At 42.6% G+C, this 19,978-nt stretch carries 26 protein-coding genes; all 26 read left to right on the top strand.

Annotated elements, in window-relative coordinates:
* The first annotated feature begins 19 nt into the window (after window positions 1-19).
* The 26 genes from FTU40_RS00225 (at window position 20) to FTU40_RS00100 (ending at window position 19,977) form a co-directional block, all read left to right on the top strand.
* Window positions 20-676, top strand: a complete 657-nt coding sequence (locus tag FTU40_RS00225; protein ID WP_180039331.1) for a putative metallopeptidase — start codon at window positions 20-22, stop codon at window positions 674-676.
* A gap of 45 nt (window positions 677-721) precedes the next feature.
* Entirely contained in the window at window positions 722-1,249 is a 528-nt protein-coding gene (locus FTU40_RS00220) for a DUF2280 domain-containing protein (RefSeq protein WP_180039330.1), read from the top strand.
* A complete protein-coding gene (locus FTU40_RS00215) occupies window positions 1,233-2,549 on the top strand; it encodes a terminase (RefSeq protein WP_180039329.1) in 1,317 nt (438 codons plus the stop codon). Before FTU40_RS00220 ends, FTU40_RS00215 begins: the two co-directional genes overlap by 17 nt.
* 2 nt (window positions 2,550-2,551) lie before the next feature.
* Window positions 2,552-3,970: a DUF4055 domain-containing protein gene (locus tag FTU40_RS00210; protein WP_180039328.1), complete on the top strand. Its 1,419-nt coding sequence runs from the start codon at window positions 2,552-2,554 to the stop codon at window positions 3,968-3,970.
* 2 nt (window positions 3,971-3,972) lie between these two features.
* Entirely contained in the window at window positions 3,973-5,094 is a 1,122-nt protein-coding gene (locus FTU40_RS00205) for a minor capsid protein (RefSeq protein ID WP_180039327.1), read from the top strand.
* Entirely contained in the window at window positions 5,091-5,336 is a 246-nt protein-coding gene (locus FTU40_RS00200) for a hypothetical protein (RefSeq protein ID WP_180039326.1), read from the top strand. The genes FTU40_RS00205 and FTU40_RS00200 overlap by 4 nt, the downstream gene beginning before the upstream one ends.
* A gap of 112 nt (window positions 5,337-5,448) precedes the next feature.
* Window positions 5,449-6,201: a DUF6651 domain-containing protein gene (locus FTU40_RS00195; RefSeq protein WP_180039325.1), complete on the top strand. Its 753-nt coding sequence runs from the start codon at window positions 5,449-5,451 to the stop codon at window positions 6,199-6,201.
* A 20-nt stretch (window positions 6,202-6,221) separates the two neighbouring features.
* Window positions 6,222-7,178 carry a major capsid protein gene (locus FTU40_RS00190; RefSeq protein ID WP_180039324.1) on the top strand — a complete coding sequence of 319 codons (957 nt, stop codon included), beginning with the start codon at window positions 6,222-6,224 and terminating at the stop codon, window positions 7,176-7,178.
* 50 nt (window positions 7,179-7,228) lie between these two features.
* Window positions 7,229-7,813 carry a HeH/LEM domain protein gene (locus FTU40_RS00185; protein WP_180039323.1) on the top strand — a complete coding sequence of 195 codons (585 nt, stop codon included), beginning with the start codon at window positions 7,229-7,231 and terminating at the stop codon, window positions 7,811-7,813.
* Window positions 7,814-7,816: 3 nt separating this feature from the next.
* Window positions 7,817-8,191 (top strand): hypothetical protein, encoded by a 375-nt coding sequence (locus FTU40_RS00180; RefSeq protein ID WP_164542926.1) that lies wholly within the window; start codon window positions 7,817-7,819, stop codon window positions 8,189-8,191.
* Window positions 8,191-8,559: a glutamate 5-kinase gene (locus tag FTU40_RS00175; protein WP_180039547.1), complete on the top strand. Its 369-nt coding sequence runs from the start codon at window positions 8,191-8,193 to the stop codon at window positions 8,557-8,559. Before FTU40_RS00180 ends, FTU40_RS00175 begins: the two co-directional genes overlap by 1 nt.
* Window positions 8,560-8,954: 395 nt before the next feature.
* Window positions 8,955-9,353: a hypothetical protein gene (locus tag FTU40_RS00170; protein ID WP_180039322.1), complete on the top strand. Its 399-nt coding sequence runs from the start codon at window positions 8,955-8,957 to the stop codon at window positions 9,351-9,353.
* Entirely contained in the window at window positions 9,328-9,720 is a 393-nt protein-coding gene (locus FTU40_RS00165) for a hypothetical protein (protein ID WP_180039321.1), read from the top strand. The genes FTU40_RS00170 and FTU40_RS00165 overlap by 26 nt, the downstream gene beginning before the upstream one ends.
* On the top strand, window positions 9,717-10,151 hold the full coding sequence (locus FTU40_RS00160; RefSeq protein ID WP_180039320.1) for a phage tail terminator-like protein: 435 nt from the start codon (window positions 9,717-9,719) through the stop codon (window positions 10,149-10,151). The genes FTU40_RS00165 and FTU40_RS00160 overlap by 4 nt, the downstream gene beginning before the upstream one ends.
* Window position 10,152: 1 nt before the next feature.
* Window positions 10,153-10,374, top strand: coding sequence for a hypothetical protein (locus FTU40_RS00155; RefSeq protein WP_180039319.1), 222 nt, complete (start codon window positions 10,153-10,155; stop codon window positions 10,372-10,374).
* A 320-nt stretch (window positions 10,375-10,694) separates the two neighbouring features.
* Window positions 10,695-11,237: an antA/AntB antirepressor family protein gene (locus tag FTU40_RS00150; protein ID WP_180039318.1), complete on the top strand. Its 543-nt coding sequence runs from the start codon at window positions 10,695-10,697 to the stop codon at window positions 11,235-11,237.
* On the top strand, window positions 11,227-11,490 hold the full coding sequence (locus FTU40_RS00145; RefSeq protein ID WP_180039317.1) for a hypothetical protein: 264 nt from the start codon (window positions 11,227-11,229) through the stop codon (window positions 11,488-11,490). The genes FTU40_RS00150 and FTU40_RS00145 overlap by 11 nt, the downstream gene beginning before the upstream one ends.
* 87 nt (window positions 11,491-11,577) lie before the next feature.
* Window positions 11,578-12,498, top strand: a complete 921-nt coding sequence (locus tag FTU40_RS00140) for a phage tail tube protein (RefSeq protein ID WP_180039316.1) — start codon at window positions 11,578-11,580, stop codon at window positions 12,496-12,498.
* A 42-nt stretch (window positions 12,499-12,540) separates the two neighbouring features.
* Window positions 12,541-13,026 carry a hypothetical protein gene (locus FTU40_RS00135; RefSeq protein ID WP_180039315.1) on the top strand — a complete coding sequence of 162 codons (486 nt, stop codon included), beginning with the start codon at window positions 12,541-12,543 and terminating at the stop codon, window positions 13,024-13,026.
* Between the two features lie 26 nt (window positions 13,027-13,052).
* Window positions 13,053-13,295, top strand: coding sequence for a hypothetical protein (locus FTU40_RS00130; RefSeq protein ID WP_257223501.1), 243 nt, complete (start codon window positions 13,053-13,055; stop codon window positions 13,293-13,295).
* A 125-nt stretch (window positions 13,296-13,420) separates the two neighbouring features.
* Window positions 13,421-14,122, top strand: coding sequence for a tetratricopeptide repeat protein (locus FTU40_RS00125; RefSeq protein WP_180039314.1), 702 nt, complete (start codon window positions 13,421-13,423; stop codon window positions 14,120-14,122).
* Between the two features lie 11 nt (window positions 14,123-14,133).
* Window positions 14,134-14,541, top strand: coding sequence for a hypothetical protein (locus FTU40_RS00120; RefSeq protein ID WP_180039313.1), 408 nt, complete (start codon window positions 14,134-14,136; stop codon window positions 14,539-14,541).
* A 257-nt stretch (window positions 14,542-14,798) separates the two neighbouring features.
* Window positions 14,799-15,149: a hypothetical protein gene (locus tag FTU40_RS00115; protein WP_180039312.1), complete on the top strand. Its 351-nt coding sequence runs from the start codon at window positions 14,799-14,801 to the stop codon at window positions 15,147-15,149.
* 62 nt (window positions 15,150-15,211) lie between these two features.
* Window positions 15,212-15,538 carry a hypothetical protein gene (locus tag FTU40_RS00110; protein WP_180039311.1) on the top strand — a complete coding sequence of 109 codons (327 nt, stop codon included), beginning with the start codon at window positions 15,212-15,214 and terminating at the stop codon, window positions 15,536-15,538.
* Window positions 15,539-15,638: 100 nt separating this feature from the next.
* Window positions 15,639-19,487 (top strand): tape measure protein, encoded by a 3,849-nt coding sequence (locus FTU40_RS00105; RefSeq protein WP_180039310.1) that lies wholly within the window; start codon window positions 15,639-15,641, stop codon window positions 19,485-19,487.
* Window positions 19,488-19,647: 160 nt separating this feature from the next.
* The gene (locus FTU40_RS00100) at window positions 19,648-19,977 is read left to right on the top strand and encodes a hypothetical protein (protein ID WP_257223500.1); all 330 of its coding nucleotides are present in this window, start codon (window positions 19,648-19,650) and stop codon (window positions 19,975-19,977) included.
* The last annotated feature ends 1 nt before the right edge of the window (window position 19,978 follow it).

The raw sequence follows: 19,978 nt of genomic DNA, 5'->3' as shown, positions 1-19,978 counted from the left end.
TTTTTAATGGCTGAAGATTATGAAAAGACCATACCCGCCAATCCAAGATAATCAAAATACAGATGTCGAGGATGAAGAATTTATTGAAACTGGTGGTCTACTTCACTTCGAGCCTGCCAATAATGATTTATGGCCGTGGATTAGAGAGACATTTCTTGAGTCATGGGGAAAGCTCCACAATCCAGACCATGAGCATCTATTAAGTTTTCAACCTCCTGAGATTTCATTCCTTTGGGCCTATACCAAGTGTGAAGCTAAAGACCGTCGTGTATTGGGTCAGACTGAACGAGTAATGATTAATGTGGGCGGCTGGCGTAAAGACCGGCAAGAGCTTCAATTGATTGACTGGTTTGGTGATGTGCCTAAATACATCATCACATTGGATGCGCGTGTATGCCAGGTGATGAGTGATGTGGATTTCTGCGCATTGGTAGAACACGAGCTTTACCATATTGGGCATAAGAAAGATAAGCATGGTGAGCTTGAATATACATCAATGGGTGAGCCTAGACTGTTCTTACGTGGTCACGACGTTGAAGAATTCCATGGCGTAGTCCAGCGTTACGGTGCATCACCAGATGTCCAAAAAATGGTAGAGCTTGCAAATGATGGTCCAACTATATCTCGGGCTAATATTGCTCATGCATGCGGTACGTGTTTATTGAAGTTGGCTTAATTTTTTTGCCTGCTTTGCTAGACGTAGCTAGACAAAGAGGTAGGTATGGCGGCACTTAAAGAGCCTGTAAAAATCTTTATAGTTCAGTCTCTTGCTTGCTTTGAAACCCCTCAACAGGTAGCTGATACTGTCAAGCAGGAATTTGGGATTGAAATCAATAGAAAGCAAGTACAGCTTTATGATCCAACCAAACAGGCTGGTAGAAATCTAAGTAAAAAATTAAAAGACCTTTTTGAGAGAACTCGAAAGGATTTTAAAGAAAACATCGAAGACATTCCGATTGCCAATAAAGCCTTTCACTTTAAAGAACTCCAAAAGATGTATGACGATTGGGGTAAGAACAAGGTCATGCGTCAGAACGTGCTTAAACAGGCACAAGGATTACTGCAGTCAGGTAAAAGTGCTGGTCCAAGTGGCCTATCTGAGAAAGAACAGATTGAAATTGATATTAAGCGCTTAGAGCTTGAGAAGCTTCAAAAAGAAGTAAGACCTCCTGCAACTCGACCTCCTGAGGAAGATTACAAAATCAGCCTGAACCCTGATGAGGAAATTCCACATGAGCCAATTCTTTGAACCACCAGAAGGTGCGGTAACTCTTACACCCAAACAGGCCAATATCTATTTATGGGGCTGGCAGAAAGAAGCGCGTTTTCGTGATGCTGTATGTGGCCGACGTTTTGGTAAGACATTCTTGGCCAAGGCTGAAATGCGTCGAGCTGCACGACTGGCAGCGAAATGGAATGTGTCGGTTGAGGATGAGATATGGTATGCAGCGCCTACATTCAAACAGGCTAAACGTGTCTTCTGGAAACGATTAAAACAAGCGATTCCACCTTCATGGCGTGCAGGCAAACCCAACGAAACTGAATGCACGATCACTTTAAAAAGCGGTCATGTCATGCGTGTGGTTGGTCTGGACAACTATGATGACCTGCGTGGATCTGGTTTATTTTTCCTGATCATTGATGAATGGGCGGACTGCAAGTGGGCTGCATGGGAAGAAGTACTGCGTCCAATGCTTTCAACCTGCAAGTACATCGTAAATGGCGAGCAGCGTGTTGGTGGCCATGTCTTAAGGATTGGTACACCAAAAGGCTTTAACCATTGCTATGACACTTTCATGGATGGTCAGCCAGGACATGAACCGGATTGTCGTAGCTTTTCCTATACCTCGCTGCAGGGTGGAAATATTCCTGAATCGGAAATCATTGTTGCCAAGCGCAAGATGGACCCAAAAACATTCAGTCAGGAATATGAAGCCAGCTTTGAAAGCTATCAAGGTGTTATTTATTACTGCTTTAACCGGGTTTTAAATAGCTCAGATGAAACAGTCAAGCAAGGTGACACGCTTCATATCGGCATGGACTTTAACGTTACCAAAATGGCCGCAGTGGTTTATGTGCGTCGCGGTGACACCATGCATGCAGTGGATGAGTTTGTGAATCTGTTTGATACGCCTGCAATGATCGAGGCAATCAAAGAGCGTTATCCAGGTTATGAAGTTGGTATCTATCCCGATGCTTCGGGTGATAACCGTAAGTCAGCAAACGCAAGCGAAACGGATATTGCACTACTTCGGAAAGCTGGATTTAAGGTTTTTGTGAATTCTAGGAACCCTGCAGTAAAAGACCGGATCAACTCAATGAATGGGATGCTGTGCAATACCTTTGGTGAGAGACGCTTATATGTGAATGCTAATAAGTGTCCACACTTTGCGAAATGTCAGGAACGTCAGATTTATGATGTTCATGGGCAGCCAGATAAAAAAGCAGGATTTGACCACATGAATGATGCTGGCACTTATCCGATCGCTTATCTATTCCCGATTAACGAGCAGATCACTCGCATCGATATACCAATGTTTGGATACTAAATATGAGCATTACAAGCAAACACGCTGACTACGAAAAGCATATTAAGACTTGGGAAAAGTTGGATGATGTTTGTGGTGGTCAGGAAGTTATTAAAGCTAAAGGCGAGACTCACTTGCCAAAGCCTGCGCTATTCACTTCAAAGAGTGATCCTGATGGTAAGGAGCGATATAAGGAATACTTGCTTCGGGCAATCTTTCCTGGTGTAACCAGTCGAACTTTAGCAAGTCATATTGGCTTGGCTTTCGGAAAAACACCGGTATTTAATCGGCCTAATGATTTGGAATATCTGGATCGTAATGCTGATGGTGCGGGACGTTCTATTTACCAGGTATCACAGCGTGCAATGCGGTTAATCAGTCGCAATTATCGCTGTGGTGTTTATGTAGACTACCCAAGCGTAAACCCGAGCCGGAATCGTGCTGAAGATAAGACCAAAGGCGCTTATCCGATGATTCATATCATTAAGGCAGCAGCGGTTGAGGATTGGGACCATATCATTGTTGGTAATCAGAAAAAGCTCAGCTACGTCAAAATTCATGAAACTATTAAAGAGCGTGAAGGGTTTAGTTTGGTTGCGACCGAGCAATATCGTTTGCTTTGGCTAAGGTTCATTGAGGGCCGATTTGTTTATGTGGTGGAAGTCTACAAAAAGAATGAGAGGGGTGAATGGTATTTAGATCAAACATCCACTCCGACTGATTATCACGGCGATACATGGGATTACATTCCATTCACTTTCTGTGGAGCTGTAGATAACTCGGATGAGGTGGGTACAGCGCCTTTGTATGAGCTGGCTGAAATTGAACTCTCATATTATCGAAGTTCTGCAGATGTGGAGGAATCAGCATTTATTGTGGGGCAGCCCACATTATGCTTCCCAAACATCACCCAAGAGCAGTACGCCATGGTAAAAGAATCGGGTGCTGGTGTGGGTAGTCGTACAGGCATTCCAACAGATGGTAAGTTTATCCAGGCTGAAAAGAATGGTTTGGCTTATGAGCGTATGCAAGATAAGTGGGACCAGATGAAAGAGCTGGGCGCTCGCTTGATTGAAGTTGGATCTGCAAACAAGACTGCTGAGCAGGCTGGGAATGAAAACTCCATTCAGCATTCAGTCTTGTCGCTTGTAGCGGCCAATATTTCTGAAGCAATGACTATCGCTTTGCGTTGGTGTGCGAAATTTGCCTTATCTAACCATGAACTGAAAGTGGATGAGCTGAGCTATACAATTGCTCAGGATTTCAATAAACCTAAATATGATCCAATTCGCTCTAAATTGATTTACGAAGCCTGCCTTGCTGGTGAATTGCCAATGTATGTTTGGTATCACTATGAGCAAACAGGTACATTCCCAGAAGATAAATGGGAAGACATCGTAAAGAAAATTGAGCAGCGGAATGATGGCACTATGGATGCATAAGCATGAACACATCAGCGCAAAAAGCCTTACTTGATGCGCTGACTCAGCATCAGGCATATCTGTACCGAGCGTCATCACAATCAGTTAATGAGCTAATCAAGCGCTTTAATTCGCTCTCAAATACTCAATTACAGCGATTATCAGAACTGCTTGAAGAATTAACCGATTCAGAACGAAATGCGCTTAAATCGTTTAATTTTGGTAGTAAAGCAAAGACATCTAAACTCATTGAAGAAATCAAAACCATTCTTGATGAGTGGTTCACTTCGATTGATGTGGACTTGTCTGAAAAGTTTCACAAGTCTGCTTTGGATTTGGCGATATATGAAGCTGCATACACAGCAAAACTTGCTGGTGATGCTGCTGTGGTGGTCGCTGGTGCTGAGATTTATAAGGCAGCAAGAAAAACGCCTTTTGCTGGCGGTCAACTGGTTGACTACCTGTTTGCTGATATTGCCGATTCATTGCGTAAAAAAGTAGAGTACGTCATCCGTGATGGTATTTCACAAGGTCAGACCAATCAGCAGATTGTTCAGCGGATCAAAGGCAAGAAATCTCTAGATTATAAAGATGGATTATTTAAATCGTCGCGTGAATCGATTGAGCGGCAAGTAAGGACTGTGAGAAGCCATGTGGCGAATGTCGCTTACGAAGAAACCTACAAGGCTTTGGGTTTTACGCATCTTAAATTCATTGCAACACTGGATGGCAGAACCTCCAAAACATGCGGAAGTTTAGACCAGACTGTATGGAAGGTTGGTGATTCAGGTATTAGACGACCGCCTTTGCATCCGAATTGCCGATCTGTATTGGTTGGTGTAGATGCTGATGGTGAATTGCCTGGACAACGCCCATTTGTAATGGATGAGCGCAAAGTTAAAGATATCCCCAAAGATGAGCGTAAGGATCTAATAGGCCAGCTTGATGCCAATACTTCATTTAAAGACTTCTTTGATCAGACAGATGAGTTTTTCCAGAAAGAGTGGCTCGGGCCATCGCGTTACAAGCTGTACAAAGATGGCGGGTATAGTCTAGATAAGTTTACCGATCCAGTGGGTCGAGAATATACACTGGCTGAGCTGAAGATATTGGATGAGAAGACGTTCAAGGAGGTGGGATTGTGAGAGTAACAGTTGACGATCTAACAGATAATCCTGAGCTCCAGCGCAAGTTTGAAGGTGTGCGAGTTCTTGTGAATGGTGTGCAGTATGATTATGTAATTGTGGCTGACCAAGAGCAGTGTTATATCGTGAAGCACAAGCAAAATTCAGATGGAAGTTTTGCTTTAACTGAAGCAAGAGATGAAATCCAGACTGAGAAAGTTCAAGGCAGAGTTGAGTTCATGTTTAAAGACCAATTTCATTAGCTAAATAAACCAAATCTAAATATAGCACCCAACCGGGTGCTTTTTTATTGCCTGCTGAAAGTGGATGCGGACAGCGTAACGAGCGGATGCTCATTCAACATGGTGGAAACCTATGAAACTTAAAACACAAGTCATTGACAATAAAACATATGCAGAAGTAGACACTCAAGGGCTTCCAGTCTATGTGCATGATGATGGGAAAGAGGTTGGCTTTGATGCTGGTTCAGCAATGCAAAAGATCAGCACTCTAAATGCGGAAGCAAAAACCCATCGTGAAGCAAAAGAAAAAGCCGAGTCCACACTAAAAGCATTTGAAGGCATTGAAGATCCAGCTGCAGCCAAAAAAGCTTTAGAAACCTTGAAAAACTTCGATGACAAAAAACTGGTGGATGCTGGTGAAATCGAAAAAGTAAAAGCTGAAGCAATCAAGGCCATTGAAGATAAATATGCACCTGTAGTTCAAGAGCGTGATGCTTTTCAATCTCAGCTGCATAACGAACTTATCGGTGGCGGGTTTGCTCGTTCTAAGTTTATTCAAGACAACATCGCTGTACCAGTAGACATGATCCAAGCCACATTTGGGAAAAACTTCCAGATTGAAAACGGCAAAGTCGTGGCGGTTGGTGCCGATGGTCAAAAAATCTATTCACGCACTCGCCCGGGTGAAATCGCAGACTTTGATGAAGCTTTGGAAACTCTGGTTGGTGGATACCAATACAAAGATTCGATTTTAAAAGGTAGTCAATCGCAAGGTGGCGGATTCCAGGGCGGTAGTGGAAATAAATCAGGCCCTAAATCTTTGGCTGAATGCAAAACCAAAGAAGAGAAAATTGCTTACATGAAGCAAGTGGGCGAACAAGCATAAATTAATTTAAGGAGAGGCTCATGCCTTTTGATTTACAGGTTTTTAATAAGCAAACCTATGCTGCAATGACTGAAACAGTGGCACAGGATATTGAAAAATTCAATGAAGCATCTCAGGGTGCCATTCAATTGATTAATGAGCCTTTCGGTGGTGACTTTAATATCGAAGCATCATTCAAAGCAATTGCAGGTATTGTTCGTCGTCGTAATGCGTACGGCACCGGAACCGTGGCTGCAAAACGCTTGGAACAAATGCTTGATGTAGCAGTTAAGGTTGCAGCAGGCACACCTCCAATCGAGTATGAAAAGCAGCAGTATTCCTGGATTCTTCAAAATCCAGAGCTTGCAGCTTTGACCATTGGTGAGCAGCTGGCGAAAGCTCGTCTAGCGGATATGCTGAATGCGGGTATTTTGGGAGCATCTTCTGCGATTTCAGGTAATGTGAATGCCGTGCACGGTGATGGTACTGATGCTGCATCATTCCGCTTGCTTAACAAGGGTGCTGCGAAACTTGGCGACCGTTCAAGCGCAATTCGTGCATGGATCGTCCACTCCACCACAATGCATAACCTTTTTGATAATGCGTTGGCCAACTCTGAAAACCTTTTCCGCTATGACGGTGTAAACGTTGTGCGAGATCCGTTTGGTCGTGTATTTGTGGTAACTGATGCGCCTGCACTGGTTGGTGATAATACTGGTACAGCTTTCTACAACACGCTTGGTTTGGTTGAGGGTGCTGTAGTTGTAAACGATAACAACGACTTTAATGCTGAGCTTGTACCGAGTACTGGTGGTGAAAACATCAAATACACCTATCAAGCTGAATGGACGTTCGGTGCCGGCGTTAAAGGTTATGCATGGGATACAGCAGCAGGCGGGAAATCCCCAACTGATGCAGCAATTGGTACACCAACCAACTGGGATCTAATCGCTGCAAGCGTAAAAGATACCGCTGGTGTATTAATCAAATCTGCCTAATTGAACTGCCCCGAAAGGGGCTTTTCTTTGTCTGATAGGAAATAGACAACATGAAAAAAGAATCAAATAAGCGACTGTATTTCACTGATGATTTTTCGCCTGCAAATGTGGCAGACCTACAAGCTCAAGGTTATACCTTACGCAAGGCAAGTGCATATCATGAATCTGACACATTGGAAGCGTGTGCAGAAGTAGCTGGTGATGTACCGCAGGCATATCTTGACCTGATTGCACGCACTAAAGCCAATATCATTACCGCGAATGTGCAGGTGGGTATTACTCCCGAACTGCAAAAGGTTATTGATGATGCAAAAACCGAATGTGAAAAGGTGGTTGCTGAAAATGTTGAGCTGAAAGAGCAGATTGAAACTTTAAAAGCTGATCTTACTCCGGGTGAACCAGCAGACCTAAGTGGGTTGATTCCAGCGGAACAATTCGATGCAGTAGCTCAAAAACTTACAGAAACTGAAGATCAGCTCAATAAAGAACGTGAAGCTGTTAAAAAGCTAACCGCTGAAAAAGATGCTTTATTGACTCAAGTAAAAGACCTTGAATCCAAACTCAAGAAACAGACTGCTGCTGAAGCAAAGGCTGCAAAAGCCGCCGAAGCAAAAACAGAACAACCAAAGGAATGACCCATGAGCTTTATTACCCAAGAACAGGCTGAGCAGATTCTAGGTGTTGACTTTGCACCGGCTGGTGATAAAGCTCGCCTCATTAAATTAGCAAACACTTGGATGCGGAACGAGGTTGGCTATGTTCCAGATCCAATTGATCCAATTTTGCTTGATGCTGCATGTGAAATCATTAAAGGCATTATTGCAGGTGTGATTTATACCGGTATTGCTCGTCAAGCTACAAGTGAAAGCGTTAAGGCTGACACAGTGCAAGTGACTGAAACATTTGCAGAAGGTAGTGTGGAAGTGTCCGAGTTTGAGCAAATTGCGCGGGCTTACATTGCTTCATTAGATTTAAAGCCGAAAGGCTTTGGTTTTGAGGTGTATCGAGCATGATTAAAAACAAAATCCAATTCAAGGTTGCCAAAGCCTTTGATAAAAAGCTTGCCGATGCCGTCGACTCCTTCACCTGCGAAAAACTGATTTACTCCGGTGAGTTTGATTTTGAAACGCAAACCTACCCGATTGTGGGTGATGAGTCCTATTCAGGGCGTGGCGTTCTGTTTGGCTCGTATTTAAAAGATATGGTCAAGCCGAGTGATTATCAGGTGACAGACTCTAAGGCTATCGTACTGCAAAATGAAGTTACAGGCATTCCGCAGATTGGTGATGTTTGGGCAACCAGTAAAGGTGATTTTAAAGTGGTGAATATTGGGGCTGATCCAGTAGCAGCTACATATTCTATACAGTTAAGGAAATTTTAGACCATTGGAATAGGTCGGCAGGCGAGTTATAAGATTACTTAACTTTATAATTTACTTGTATTTGTAATGAGCTGCTTCACAATTCAGGTAGAAATACCAGCTAATAAGTGCCCCAAAGTAAGAGGCCGAAAATACTTAATAAAAGAAGGAAAGGCTAAACTTTTCTTATCAAACAACACTTCAGCGAGACGAGCTAATGAGGGGTATACAAGATATGGCGTATCGAGTGGAAGAAACGCAATTATCTTAACCTGTTCTGAATTCAAGAGCCGTGAACATCAAATCGCAAATTTCTTAAATAAGAGGTTTGAAGGGGATTGGAGGCTTGAGCTAATACCCATCGAGCCTATTTAATTTAAAGCCCACTTCGGTGGGTTTTTTAATGGGTGGAATTTATGATCAGCAACAACTATGTGCCCGAATGGCATATCTCACCCTTTGAGCATTCAAAATACACTCTAGTCCGCAATCAAGATCAATTTGATTTGTTATTTGATGATATGAGCGACACACAAGAGTTTATGCATTCAGGTGCGGGTGCTCAGGTCGATTATTACGATGGTGGCAAGCATTGCATTGTTCAATTGGGTGATTGCAGTGAAAGAACACTGATTGAAGTGCATGGGCTTTTGTTGCATGAAGCTGTTCATATCTGGCAGCGAATTAAAAAGCTGATGGGCGAGAAGAAGCCCAGCACTGAATTTGAAGCTTATTCAATACAGCGCATAGCTCAGGATCTTTTTGCAATGTTTCAGGAGAGTGAAACTGATGGCCTGGAAAAAAAAACCAAGTAATTTTGCCGCTGAAGTAAATAAAACGGGTGGTGACCTTGTTAAGAAAATTAGTGCTGAAATGCTGCAAGGCGTGATTATGGCTAGTCCAGTTATGGACAGTCCATTCCGATCAAATCACCGAGTGACCATAGATACCCCGACTAGCGAAACGGTAGAAGGTACAGGGAATAGATCTCCAAAAGGCTCACTGGATCAATTGACATTCAATGATGGGGCTAAGGAAATTTTAAAAGCAAAACTCGGCTCGTGTGTCTACATCCAAAATAACATCAGCTATGCCTTGGCTCTGGAAAATGGTCATTCCGATCAGGCACCCAAGGGGGTGTATGCACTCACCTTTAGATACATCAGTGAGAAATACAAATGATGACCAATACCCAAGCCTTACAAGCGATCCTTGCGCGTGTTGGCACATTCACTGGCATGCCTAAAGCGAATGTTCAAATTGCAAACAATCCGCAAGCTGGTGGCAAACCATTTCAGCCACCTAAAAAAGAGATTTGGGCGAAAGTCACAGTGAAAAATGCCGGAACATTTATTGCCAGTATTGGTGATCAGCCCTGTACTCGTACACCGGGTATCGTTTTTATCCAGTTATTTGCACCGCTTCACTCTGGAACACTCGAACTATCCAAGCTTGCTGATAAGTGGGCTGAACACATGCAGTTCTATAAGGTAGGTGATTTGGAGATGCTTCAGGCTGATATTCTCGATGCTGGGCATTCATCAGCGATTGGCGATCCTTCGGCCATGAGCTTTTATCAGTATAATGTGAATGTGTCTTACCGAGTGAATTGATATGAACGAATACCAAAAGATGCTTCATGAGATCGAAGAAAAGAAGCAAGGATTAGAACAACGAATTGCAGCAGCGGTTCAGGCTGAAATATCTCAATGGCAGCAGGAAAATAAGTTACCAGTTCAGAGTATTTATATTGATTTAACCCAAATTCATACAATTGGTGAGCCTAAGCAATATGAGGTGACAGGCGCTTCAGTAGATATAGATTTCAAGCCTTAAAATTGCATTCCACGTGCTTGTAAATGCCGTTTATGGTATTTTAGGTCTAGAGTTGGATTTTTCTAACCCTAAAACAAACCTCGCAATAAGCGGGGTTTTTTATTGACCGAAATTTGCCAAATTCAAAACAGGAAAATTGGACAATTAGCCAATTTTTCAACTGAGAAAATAAGCCTTGCAGCGATGCAGGGCTTTTTTTATGCCTGCTTTCAGGCAAACCACTGGCTAGAGCGACGGTTCGAAAAGAAGATGGTCGTTTCGACTATTCATTGCATCTTCTTGCCAGTGTTTCTTTTTTAATGAGTAGTCGGAGCAGATCAATGAATGCAATCGTAAAAATTGAAAACCAAACTCCATTTATCGAAGTTGAATTGAATGGAAAAGTTCAACTCGGCGTGAATGCTCGGGATATGCATTACTGGCTTGAGAGTAAGCAGGACTTTTCAACATGGATAAAACGCCGAATTGCCAAGTATAAATTTCAGGAAAATATTGACTACCTGATCCATCAAGTGGTGGAGCAGGGTGCGAGTGGCGCAAAACATAAGACAGAATATTTGCTGACAGTGGATATGGCCAAAGAGCTATCCATGGTCGAGTGTACTGATCGTGGGCGCGAGGTGCGTCTGTATTATATCGAGCAAGAAGAACTAGCTCGTCAGCTTAAAGATGGGTTACAAGTACGCATTGGTAAGCTTTCAGCACAAGTTGAACTAATTACACAGTGCCTGTCTGAAGCAGGGCGGTTTTTGTCTGTAGAGGGTAAGCAAACCAAGCCAGCATTACTAAAAGAATTGGATGAACTGATTAAAGAGGCGCAACCATCTTTAGATTTTGATCAGGATGAAGATGATGACAAGTAATATTCCTGCTTACATTGTGGCGGAGTGCAGACTAAGCACAGAAGAAGATGGTTATGCCGATATTGTTATTCATAACGACACCTACATTTTTGAAAGTGTAGAGCCGGCAGAAAACCTGCGCGCAGCAATGCTAATAGCTATTGATATTGAGCGAACCAAGCCAAACCATCGACACATCACGCTGCATGCCGAAAGCGTCTCGAAATTATGCAGAGGCATGCAAGGTGAAACCATAGATTCCAATAAACATTAAACCCCACCAAGTGCGGGGTTAATTATTTCCAAACCAATGCCACCGAAAGGTGGTTTTTTTATGCCTAAAAATTAGGAGTATTAAGCCATGTCGAGTGGTGCAAAAATTCGCCTCTACTATGCAGCAGAGGAAACGCCGGAAGTATTACCAGCTGTACCAGTCTGGAAAACAGTTCGCCGGGTAAGTGATGGATTATCGGAATCAGTAACCACAGAAACATCAGCCAGTGTTTCAGATACTCGCTTCCGTCAAGGTGGTATGGCGACTGAAGCGGAAATTACCGGTTCACTTGAAGTTGAATTATCTGTTGGTCTATTTGATGACTTCTGGTCGGCTGTGGCCATGAATGAATGGACAGGTGATGTTCTTCAATTTGGTGGTGATGTTCGCAAAACATTCACCTTTGTGAAGTTTCACTCTGATGTTGGTCAGGTCTTCATTTACCGCGGTGTACGCATTGGTGAAGCATCAATGTCTATCGCGACCACCAATAAAATTACAGCGACCTTTGGCCTTGTTGGTACTGACTTTGAGCGTACTACTGTAAATCCCGTTGTTGCTCCAGCCCCTATTCCAGAGGCTGTAATGGTATCTGCATTGAATGTTGGTGATTTGACCGTAAATGGACAAGGCATTATTGGCACTGCCTGTATGCAGTCACTTGAACTTAATATCTCTAACAATCTGGAAGCAATCCGCTGTATCGGTAATCAAAAGCTTTCAGCGCAAACCTATCTGGAAAAGATGGTGGATATCACTCTAAGCAGTCAGTTCATTTTTGGTGCTCAAGCTGCGGAATATGTGGATTATGTGAAATCGCGCGACACCATGCCGCTGGAATTTTCTATCGAGGATGGCAAAGGTAATGGCTATGCGTTTGAATTCCCTGAACTAGAAGTGTCCGAAGCTAATCACCCGGATGGCGGCGGTGAAGACACGATTATGCTTGATGTGAGTTTTAACCATATCAATGTATCACCAACCATCACGCGCATTATCGCACCTTAACATCAGACCGCCTTCGGGCGGTTTTCTTCTGGAAGATCAAACATGGCTTTAAAAGTAGCAATCCAACAAAATAAAGAAGTCGCTCTTTGGAAAGAATATAAAGATGGCGAAGGGAATGTATTGGCTGAGTTTAAGATTCGTGGATCTGATTACAAGGCCTACCGGGTAGCGGTTGAACGCGCACAAAATCAGTTATCATCGAAAGGCTATGATGTGGCGACTGCGGGTAGTGATGATAAGCTTTATCATGAACTATTGCTTGAGGCTGCTGCATGTCATCTGGTGGCTGATTGGAAAGGCGTGGTCTTTGTTGAAGATGGTAGAGAGGTTGAGCCTGAATGCTCACCTGAAAACGCAACCAAGCTTTTCAACATGGGTGACATTGGTGTAGCGATTTGGGCATTTGTGAAAGCACAGTCTGACCAGATCCAAGCCGAAGCAAACAGCTATCGAGATGAAGTATTGGGAAAGTCCGAGAACTCTACACCTATCTCAACCGATACGCCGGACTCAGCGAGCACGAAATAAAACAGCGTGAAGCACTGGGTATTAAGTTGCCAGATCCACCCCCATACTCGTACACAGCCAATGCCTTGATCGAAGCTTACAACACGATTGCCCGATCACGCCGATATGAGCAAGGCACACCGCTTGCATTAAGCATTGCTGATTTGAATGCCTATTGTGAGCAGTATGAGTTGCCAGTGGAACGTTATATTTTCAACGCAGTCATCTTTGATCTGGATAACTTGTTTCTAGACAAGGCCTATAAGAAGATGAGCAAGAAATCAGCGTGAGTTGGTTTCTTGCCCTTGACCATATGCCACAAATTTACAATACAAAAGAATATGTAATTGATATAATGGATTGAATAGCAAATTTTAATGATAAGTTGCTCATGGTGATATACGGTATCTAACTTATGAAAGCACAACCCTTAACTACAGAATTGCTTGATGAGCTTAGTGGCTTTGATCAAAGTATTCTTTTGTCAGAATTTAAGCAGCGTAGATATCTGTTTGAATGCGACAAAGCTATTCGTGTAGACCCAGCTGAAGGGTACATGTGTAAAGCTATTGTTTATGCTCTTTCAAACGACTTCGATAAAATGTATGAGAGTTTTAAAATAGCAATGCGACTAGCTCCAAGTGACGAGTTAATTAAAGCTAATTTTATCGTTTCTCTGGGTAATTTTGGTCGTTTTAAGGAAATGATAGGGATGCTTGACCCTCAAATGGCTATTGAGGGGTCTACCCAGCTACATGCATTTTTTCGAGCACTAGTCTCAACGCTTGAGCTTGATGTGCTAAAAGAAATAAATATCCCGTATGCAAATAATATTGAGCAGTCATTAAAAGATCTCGATTTAAGCCTTGAGGATGTAAAAGGTTATATATCTCTTTTCAATAACCTTATGTACCAAAAGAAAGTGAGATTTGGCGTCGTTCCGTCTATCAGCTGGATAATAGAAGATGGCGATTTATTTGTTTATTACGATTTTGTTGGAACGGCAGCCGAATCCATGGAAATTATGGATGAGTTTGACAAGCTTGCTAATGACCTAGGTTTGAGACATATAGCTCGTAAGGTTACTATTGTTTTAATGCCGCTTACTGTTTGTTAAGAGTATATGTAGTGAAGTTTAAACCATTTGACAGGCTGCTAAGCGCTAAAGATATTCTTGGTAAATGCGAACAGAATGAAGCAACTTATAGAAGTGTAATGCATCAGTCTTACTATGCTTCTTTTAACCAATTAGCGAGCGAGGTTGAAAATCGACTGTTTTATCCAGTTGATCCTAATACCAAAAAATCTAGTGTGCATAAGGCATATTTAGATGCCTGCATAAATAAGCAAGATACTTTAAGATTAGATCATATTGATTTTGAGAGCTTAGAGACCGTAATCAATGATTTTAAGCGCTTAAGAGGCCTTAGACGGGTATCAGATTACGAGTTAAACAAAGCTGTATGCAAAGGTGAGGCAGAGTTATCAATACAGCTCTCAACTAGAATATTTGATTCAATTGAAAAATTAACTTAATAAGCCAAGACCACTCCCCGGAGTGGTTTTTTAACCCAAAAATTTGGAACTTTTCCCCCTTGGTTTTGACTATTTTGGTTATATAAAATGTACCTGCCAATAATAAGACAGAGTACTTTGCGATGACTAAAATAGAAATATTTATCTCCATCCTAGCCGTAATAATTATTTCTACTATTATTTATCTTGTATGTCAGTGATTTAGTAAGCTAAGAACCGCCTTTGGGGCGGTTTTCTTATATCCATAGGAACCAATCATGACCGATAAATCAAAATGGTTTGTATACAAACTTGAAAACGGACAGGAATTTGGCTGTTTCAGAATCAAGCCATATAACAGTCCCGCATGTACCGCCGCATTTAGAGACTTAGTTGTAAAGAAAACCATCTTTAAAATGAGTGAGTTTAAATTTGCTCAGGAATATATGAAGGTTATTGCAAAGCATGTGATTCAGGATTGGGAGAATCTTGCATTCATAACATCTGCTGGCGAGGTGGAAGGAGAGACACCTTATTCGCTTGAGAATGCTTTTGAGTTACTAATGCATAGTGATCCTGACATGAATCTGGCTAGTTGGATTGTTGAGAAAGCTAAAAGTATCACTTGAAATTTGGGTGGTTTTTTGTGGGTAAAATTAGTATCTTGTCCAAAACAACACTTGGACTAGATATGAAAAAAATCATTTTATTAGCTTTGTTGGTGGGTTTGGCGGGGTGTGGGAAATCAGAGGCAGAAAAAGCCAAGTACGATGCAGAAATGAAGGAAATACGATACAACCGTATGGCAAAAGAATTTGTTCAGGCATCCCTAAAAGATTCGGATTCAGCGAAATTTAGAAATCAAAAGGGCTTCTGCGGTGAGGTGAATGCCAAGAATGGTTTTGGGGCATACACAGGGTTTAAGCGCTTTGTTGCAGCAGATCAAAACATGATTGTTATGGAAGGTGATTTACCATCGCAGGACTTTCAGAAAATTTGGGAAAGTATTTGCAATTAACAAAAAATCAATATTAAAAAACCCGCTCCGGCGGGTTTTTTAATACCCAAACCCATAGCTCGCATCCTGCGGGCTTTTTTATTGCCTAAAGGAAAGTGAGATGGCTGTTCAAGAAAGCAAATTAGTAATCGTAATTGACTCAAAAAATGCCCTAAAGACTACAAATGAGGTGGCTGCCGGGCTAGAAAACCTAACCAAAAAAGGTGATCAGGCTGACACACAAATGAATGCCATGTCAGCATCTATTAAAAGCCTTGTAGGTTATATGGGTGGTCTAGTTGCCATTAATAAGGCTATTTCTATGGCTGATGGTTATACACAAATGGCTGCACGTATTCGTAACGCAACTGCAAGTGCTGAAGAATATGCCATGGTGCAGGATCGCGTGCTTGCAACTGCAAATACCACCTACCGTCAATTAGGTGAGGCACAGGAAGTCTACCTAAGCATGGCGGGTGGCATGAAGTCACTCGGTTATCAAACCACGCAGACGCTTGATTTGGTTGACTCGCTATCATTTAGCTTTACTCATAACGCGACCCGTGTTGATCAAGCACAATCAGCAATGGATGCATTGAGTAAATCTATGGCTAAGGGCAAGGTTGATGGCGAAGCTTGGATCTCAATTGTCACAGGTGCGGACAATGTTATTACCGATATGGCTAACAACACGGAATATAATGAAAAGCAAATTAGGGAAATGGGCGCCAAGGGTAAAATTGCACTTGAAGATTTGATAAAAACACTTATTGCGACTCGTGAACAGAATGAACAACTTGCTAACAACATGGAAAACAGTGTTGCAGATGGTTTTACGCAACTAACTAATGCTGCAACTGTCTATCTAGGTAAGTTGAATGAATCCACTGGTGCCACAGGGGTGCTTGCGGGTGGACTTGGCGTGCTGGCAGAGAACCTTGATACAGTTGTTAAAGTCGCCGGTGTAACCGCAGCAGTTTTTACCGGCCGTCTTGTTTCAGCTTATGTGGCTGCAAATGCCGCATCAATTCGCATGACTGCATCAACAATGGCCCAAGCTGGCGCTATGAATATAGCGACCGCCTCAGCCAGATCTTTATATTTAGCAATGGGCGGCCCGGTGGGGCTGGGTGTAACCCTGGCAACCGTTACTGCTGGTTATTTATTAATGCGGGATAAGGCAGAGAAAGCCACCGCATCCATTGATACTCAAGGTCAATCAGTTGGTGATCTAATTGAAAAGTACCAAGAACTAAACACACTTCAGCGCGATAATGAAACCAGAGCACTTGCTCAGCAAGTTGAAGACCTAAGCCTTAAGTACCGTGTTGCTACATCGGATCTATTTGCATTCATGGAAGGCTTGCCGATAGCAGATGAGAAAATCAACACCTTCAAAAAGCTTAACAGTGAGCTATCTCAAGGCAGAATTGACAGCAACGAATACTATGAAGCGATTAAGAATGTAAATATTCTTACCGATGATCAGTTGGCAAAAGTTAGTAACCTGATTGGTGGTTATGTTGAGCAAAAGAAAGAGTTAAAGGCAGCGGAGCAAGCACAAGGTGCCTTAGAAAAGTCGATGAAAAAGACGACCGATAAGGCCAAGGAGCAAGCTGTAGAGGTTGCAAATCTTAGTGAGGAGATTAAAAAACTTCTAAAATCCTCTAGCGACAATATCACTGACTCCCGAATCACTGAAGCGCTAGCAAGTCGTGGCTATAACGACACCATGATCAACCTTGCTAAAAAATATTTAGCGGTGGAGGGTGCTATTGTTGAGAATGAGAAAGGTAAAAAAGTTCTCAGGGATGATCTGCAAAAAATGCTTAAGGCTGAATATGACGCAATCATGAGGGCTAACAGCGCAACCGATAAACGTAATGAAGCTGAAAGGGAAATCACAAAAGAGAAAGAAAAACAGCAAAAGGTGTTAGAGGCCAGTGCAAAAGTTCAAGCCAATGCTGCTAAATATAACTTTTCTGGACTTGAATCAAAGTATGGATTGCCAAGTGGCACTTTATCAGCCATTCATGCGATTGAGACTGGAAATACCGGTAAAACCAATCAGGTGAATAAGCAGTCTGGTGCTACTGGTGGCTTTCAGTTCCTTTCTGGCACAGCCAAACAGTATGGCGTCAACGACCGAACGGATTTAGCCCAGTCTGCTGAAGGTGCTGCGAAGTACATGTCATACCTTTTAAAACTCTTTAAAGGAGATTTGGAGAAGGCTGTACGCGCCTATCATGCAGGGGAAGGCAATGTCCAGAAAGGCAAGAATATTGGCAAGTACAACAATGATTACTGGAGCAAATTCAAAGGCTATACGGCTGGTGTGAATGGTTTTACTGGTGGTGATGTAGGCTCTAAAGAGTGGGAGAAGCAACTTGAAGAAGTCACGCGCCTACTTGAAGAGCAGGCTGAACTTCGTAAAAACCTAGAGTTTAATATCGCCAGCGAAGTTAAACAGATTCGTTCACGACTTGCAGAAGATTTGGAGGATATCGATAAGGCTGGCTATTCACCTGAACGCGCTAAAGAGCTTAAAGCCGAATACCAAACCCGAGCTGACAACGATATTGCAATCGCGCAACAAGCTCTTAAAACCAAGCTTGATGATTACAGTGCATTTAAAAAGACTGAATCTCAATTACTGGAAGATAGTTTTAATGAGCGAAAATTCTATGCTGCACGTGATTTAGAGCTAACCAAGGATCAGCGTGATAAAGCGGTTGCCTTGCTTGATGAGCAATTGAAGCAGGAGCAGGCGCTGTTGATGCTGGCGCGAGAAACCCGCATCTTCCAGGCCGAGCAAGCCATGATGACGGAGATTCAGCGCGTTCAGAAGCGCTACCAGCTTGAACGCGAGGAGATTATCAAAACCGCCAATCTTGATGTGGAGGAGCGTACACGCAGACTAAACGCTCTTAATGAAAATACAATTCGTGGCGGGGTAGGTAAAAATTTCTCTGACCCAGATGATCAAAGTAGCCAGTTCCTACAGTCTGTACAGTATTCACCTGTTGCAAAGACTAATGTTCAGCGATTGGATGAAGAAAATGCAATGGTTTTACAGAAGCTTAAAGACAATTTAAGCGCTGTAAAAGAGGCCGAGAATGCCAGCCATGAAGAAAGACTAGAAGCCGAAAGGGTGTTTAGGGATGCCAAGCAACAACTGGAGGATGAGTATTATTTCAAAGCCCAAGATGCCCGTAGAATGGACTATGAGAATCAGCTCAGCATGTATAACAGCATGATTTCCATGACCGGAGGTGTCTTTGGTGAATTAATGGGTATTGTCTCTCAGTATAAGGACGAGAACACAAAAACATACAAGACGATGTTTGCCTTTCAAAAGGCTGCTGCTCTTGCTCAGGCGGTCGTAAGCACCGAATTGGCAGCAACTCAAGTTATGTCGGATCCGACCGCCTTAACCATGGCTCAAAAAATGCTATATGCAGGTGTTATCCGGGCAACCGGCTATGCATCGGCAGGCATTATTGCAGCTCAGGCTTTTATGGGCCCAGGTGGTGAAGGTTATGCCAACGGTGGCTACACCGGCCACGGTGGTAAATACGATCCTGCCGGCATCGTCCATAAAGGTGAAGGTGTTTTAACCCAGGAAGAAGTTAAAGCTCTAGGCGGCCCTCAAGGCTTCGAGGATTTGCGAAAGTCGATTCGTCGGGGTTATGCGACGGGTGGATTGGTAGCAGATACTCACCGTGTTGGTATGGGTGCTATGAACGCCATCAATAACGGTGGAAACATCCAAGCTGAGAAGCAGGCACAAGCGAATGTGAAGGCTGGTGGAGCGGGCCAACAATCCCAATCCCCACAATTCACCATCATCAATCAAATCGAGCAGGATGATATTGTGGGTAATTATATGCGCGGTGCTGCTGGCGGTCAGATTGTCCTGAATCTTATCAAAGCAAATCCAAGTGAATTTAAGCGAGCATTGGGGGTTTAAGTCCACTTCGGTGGGCTTTTATTTTTCTGGTAACTATTTAAAGAATAAGCAGATGTGTGTATCATTCGCCGACAATTTTGCTTATATTATTTAAATGGCTAAGAGATTTCCTGGAATTAATGATGCTTGGACGGCATTTTTGCTATGCTTAATAGTACATATGTCATTACCATTACTTCCTTTAGTCGTGGAGTGGCTAATAACCGGAGTGTTAACCAAGAGTTCTCTTACTATTACCATTGCTATTTATGCAATGACTATAGGCGCATCCTCAACAAACTCAATTATTGCTATTATTTGTATTGTAGTTGGTATCGTCTTCTCAATGCTTTACGGTGTAACATTAATCCAAAACACTTATCAGTTCCAAGTTGATACGATGTTGATATCAAAAATTGCCTTAGCGGTAATTGTTATTCCACATATTATTGAAAGATATAATAGACATGTTGTGGATTTACAGCCGTTTAAGATTCTAGGTCAAAAGTGAG

Source organism: Acinetobacter sp. YH12100 (assembly GCF_013419135.1).
In the GTDB taxonomy this organism is placed as follows: Bacteria; Pseudomonadota; Gammaproteobacteria; order Pseudomonadales; family Moraxellaceae; genus Acinetobacter; species Acinetobacter pseudolwoffii.
This window is presented reverse-complemented; position numbering and strand designations above follow the sequence as displayed.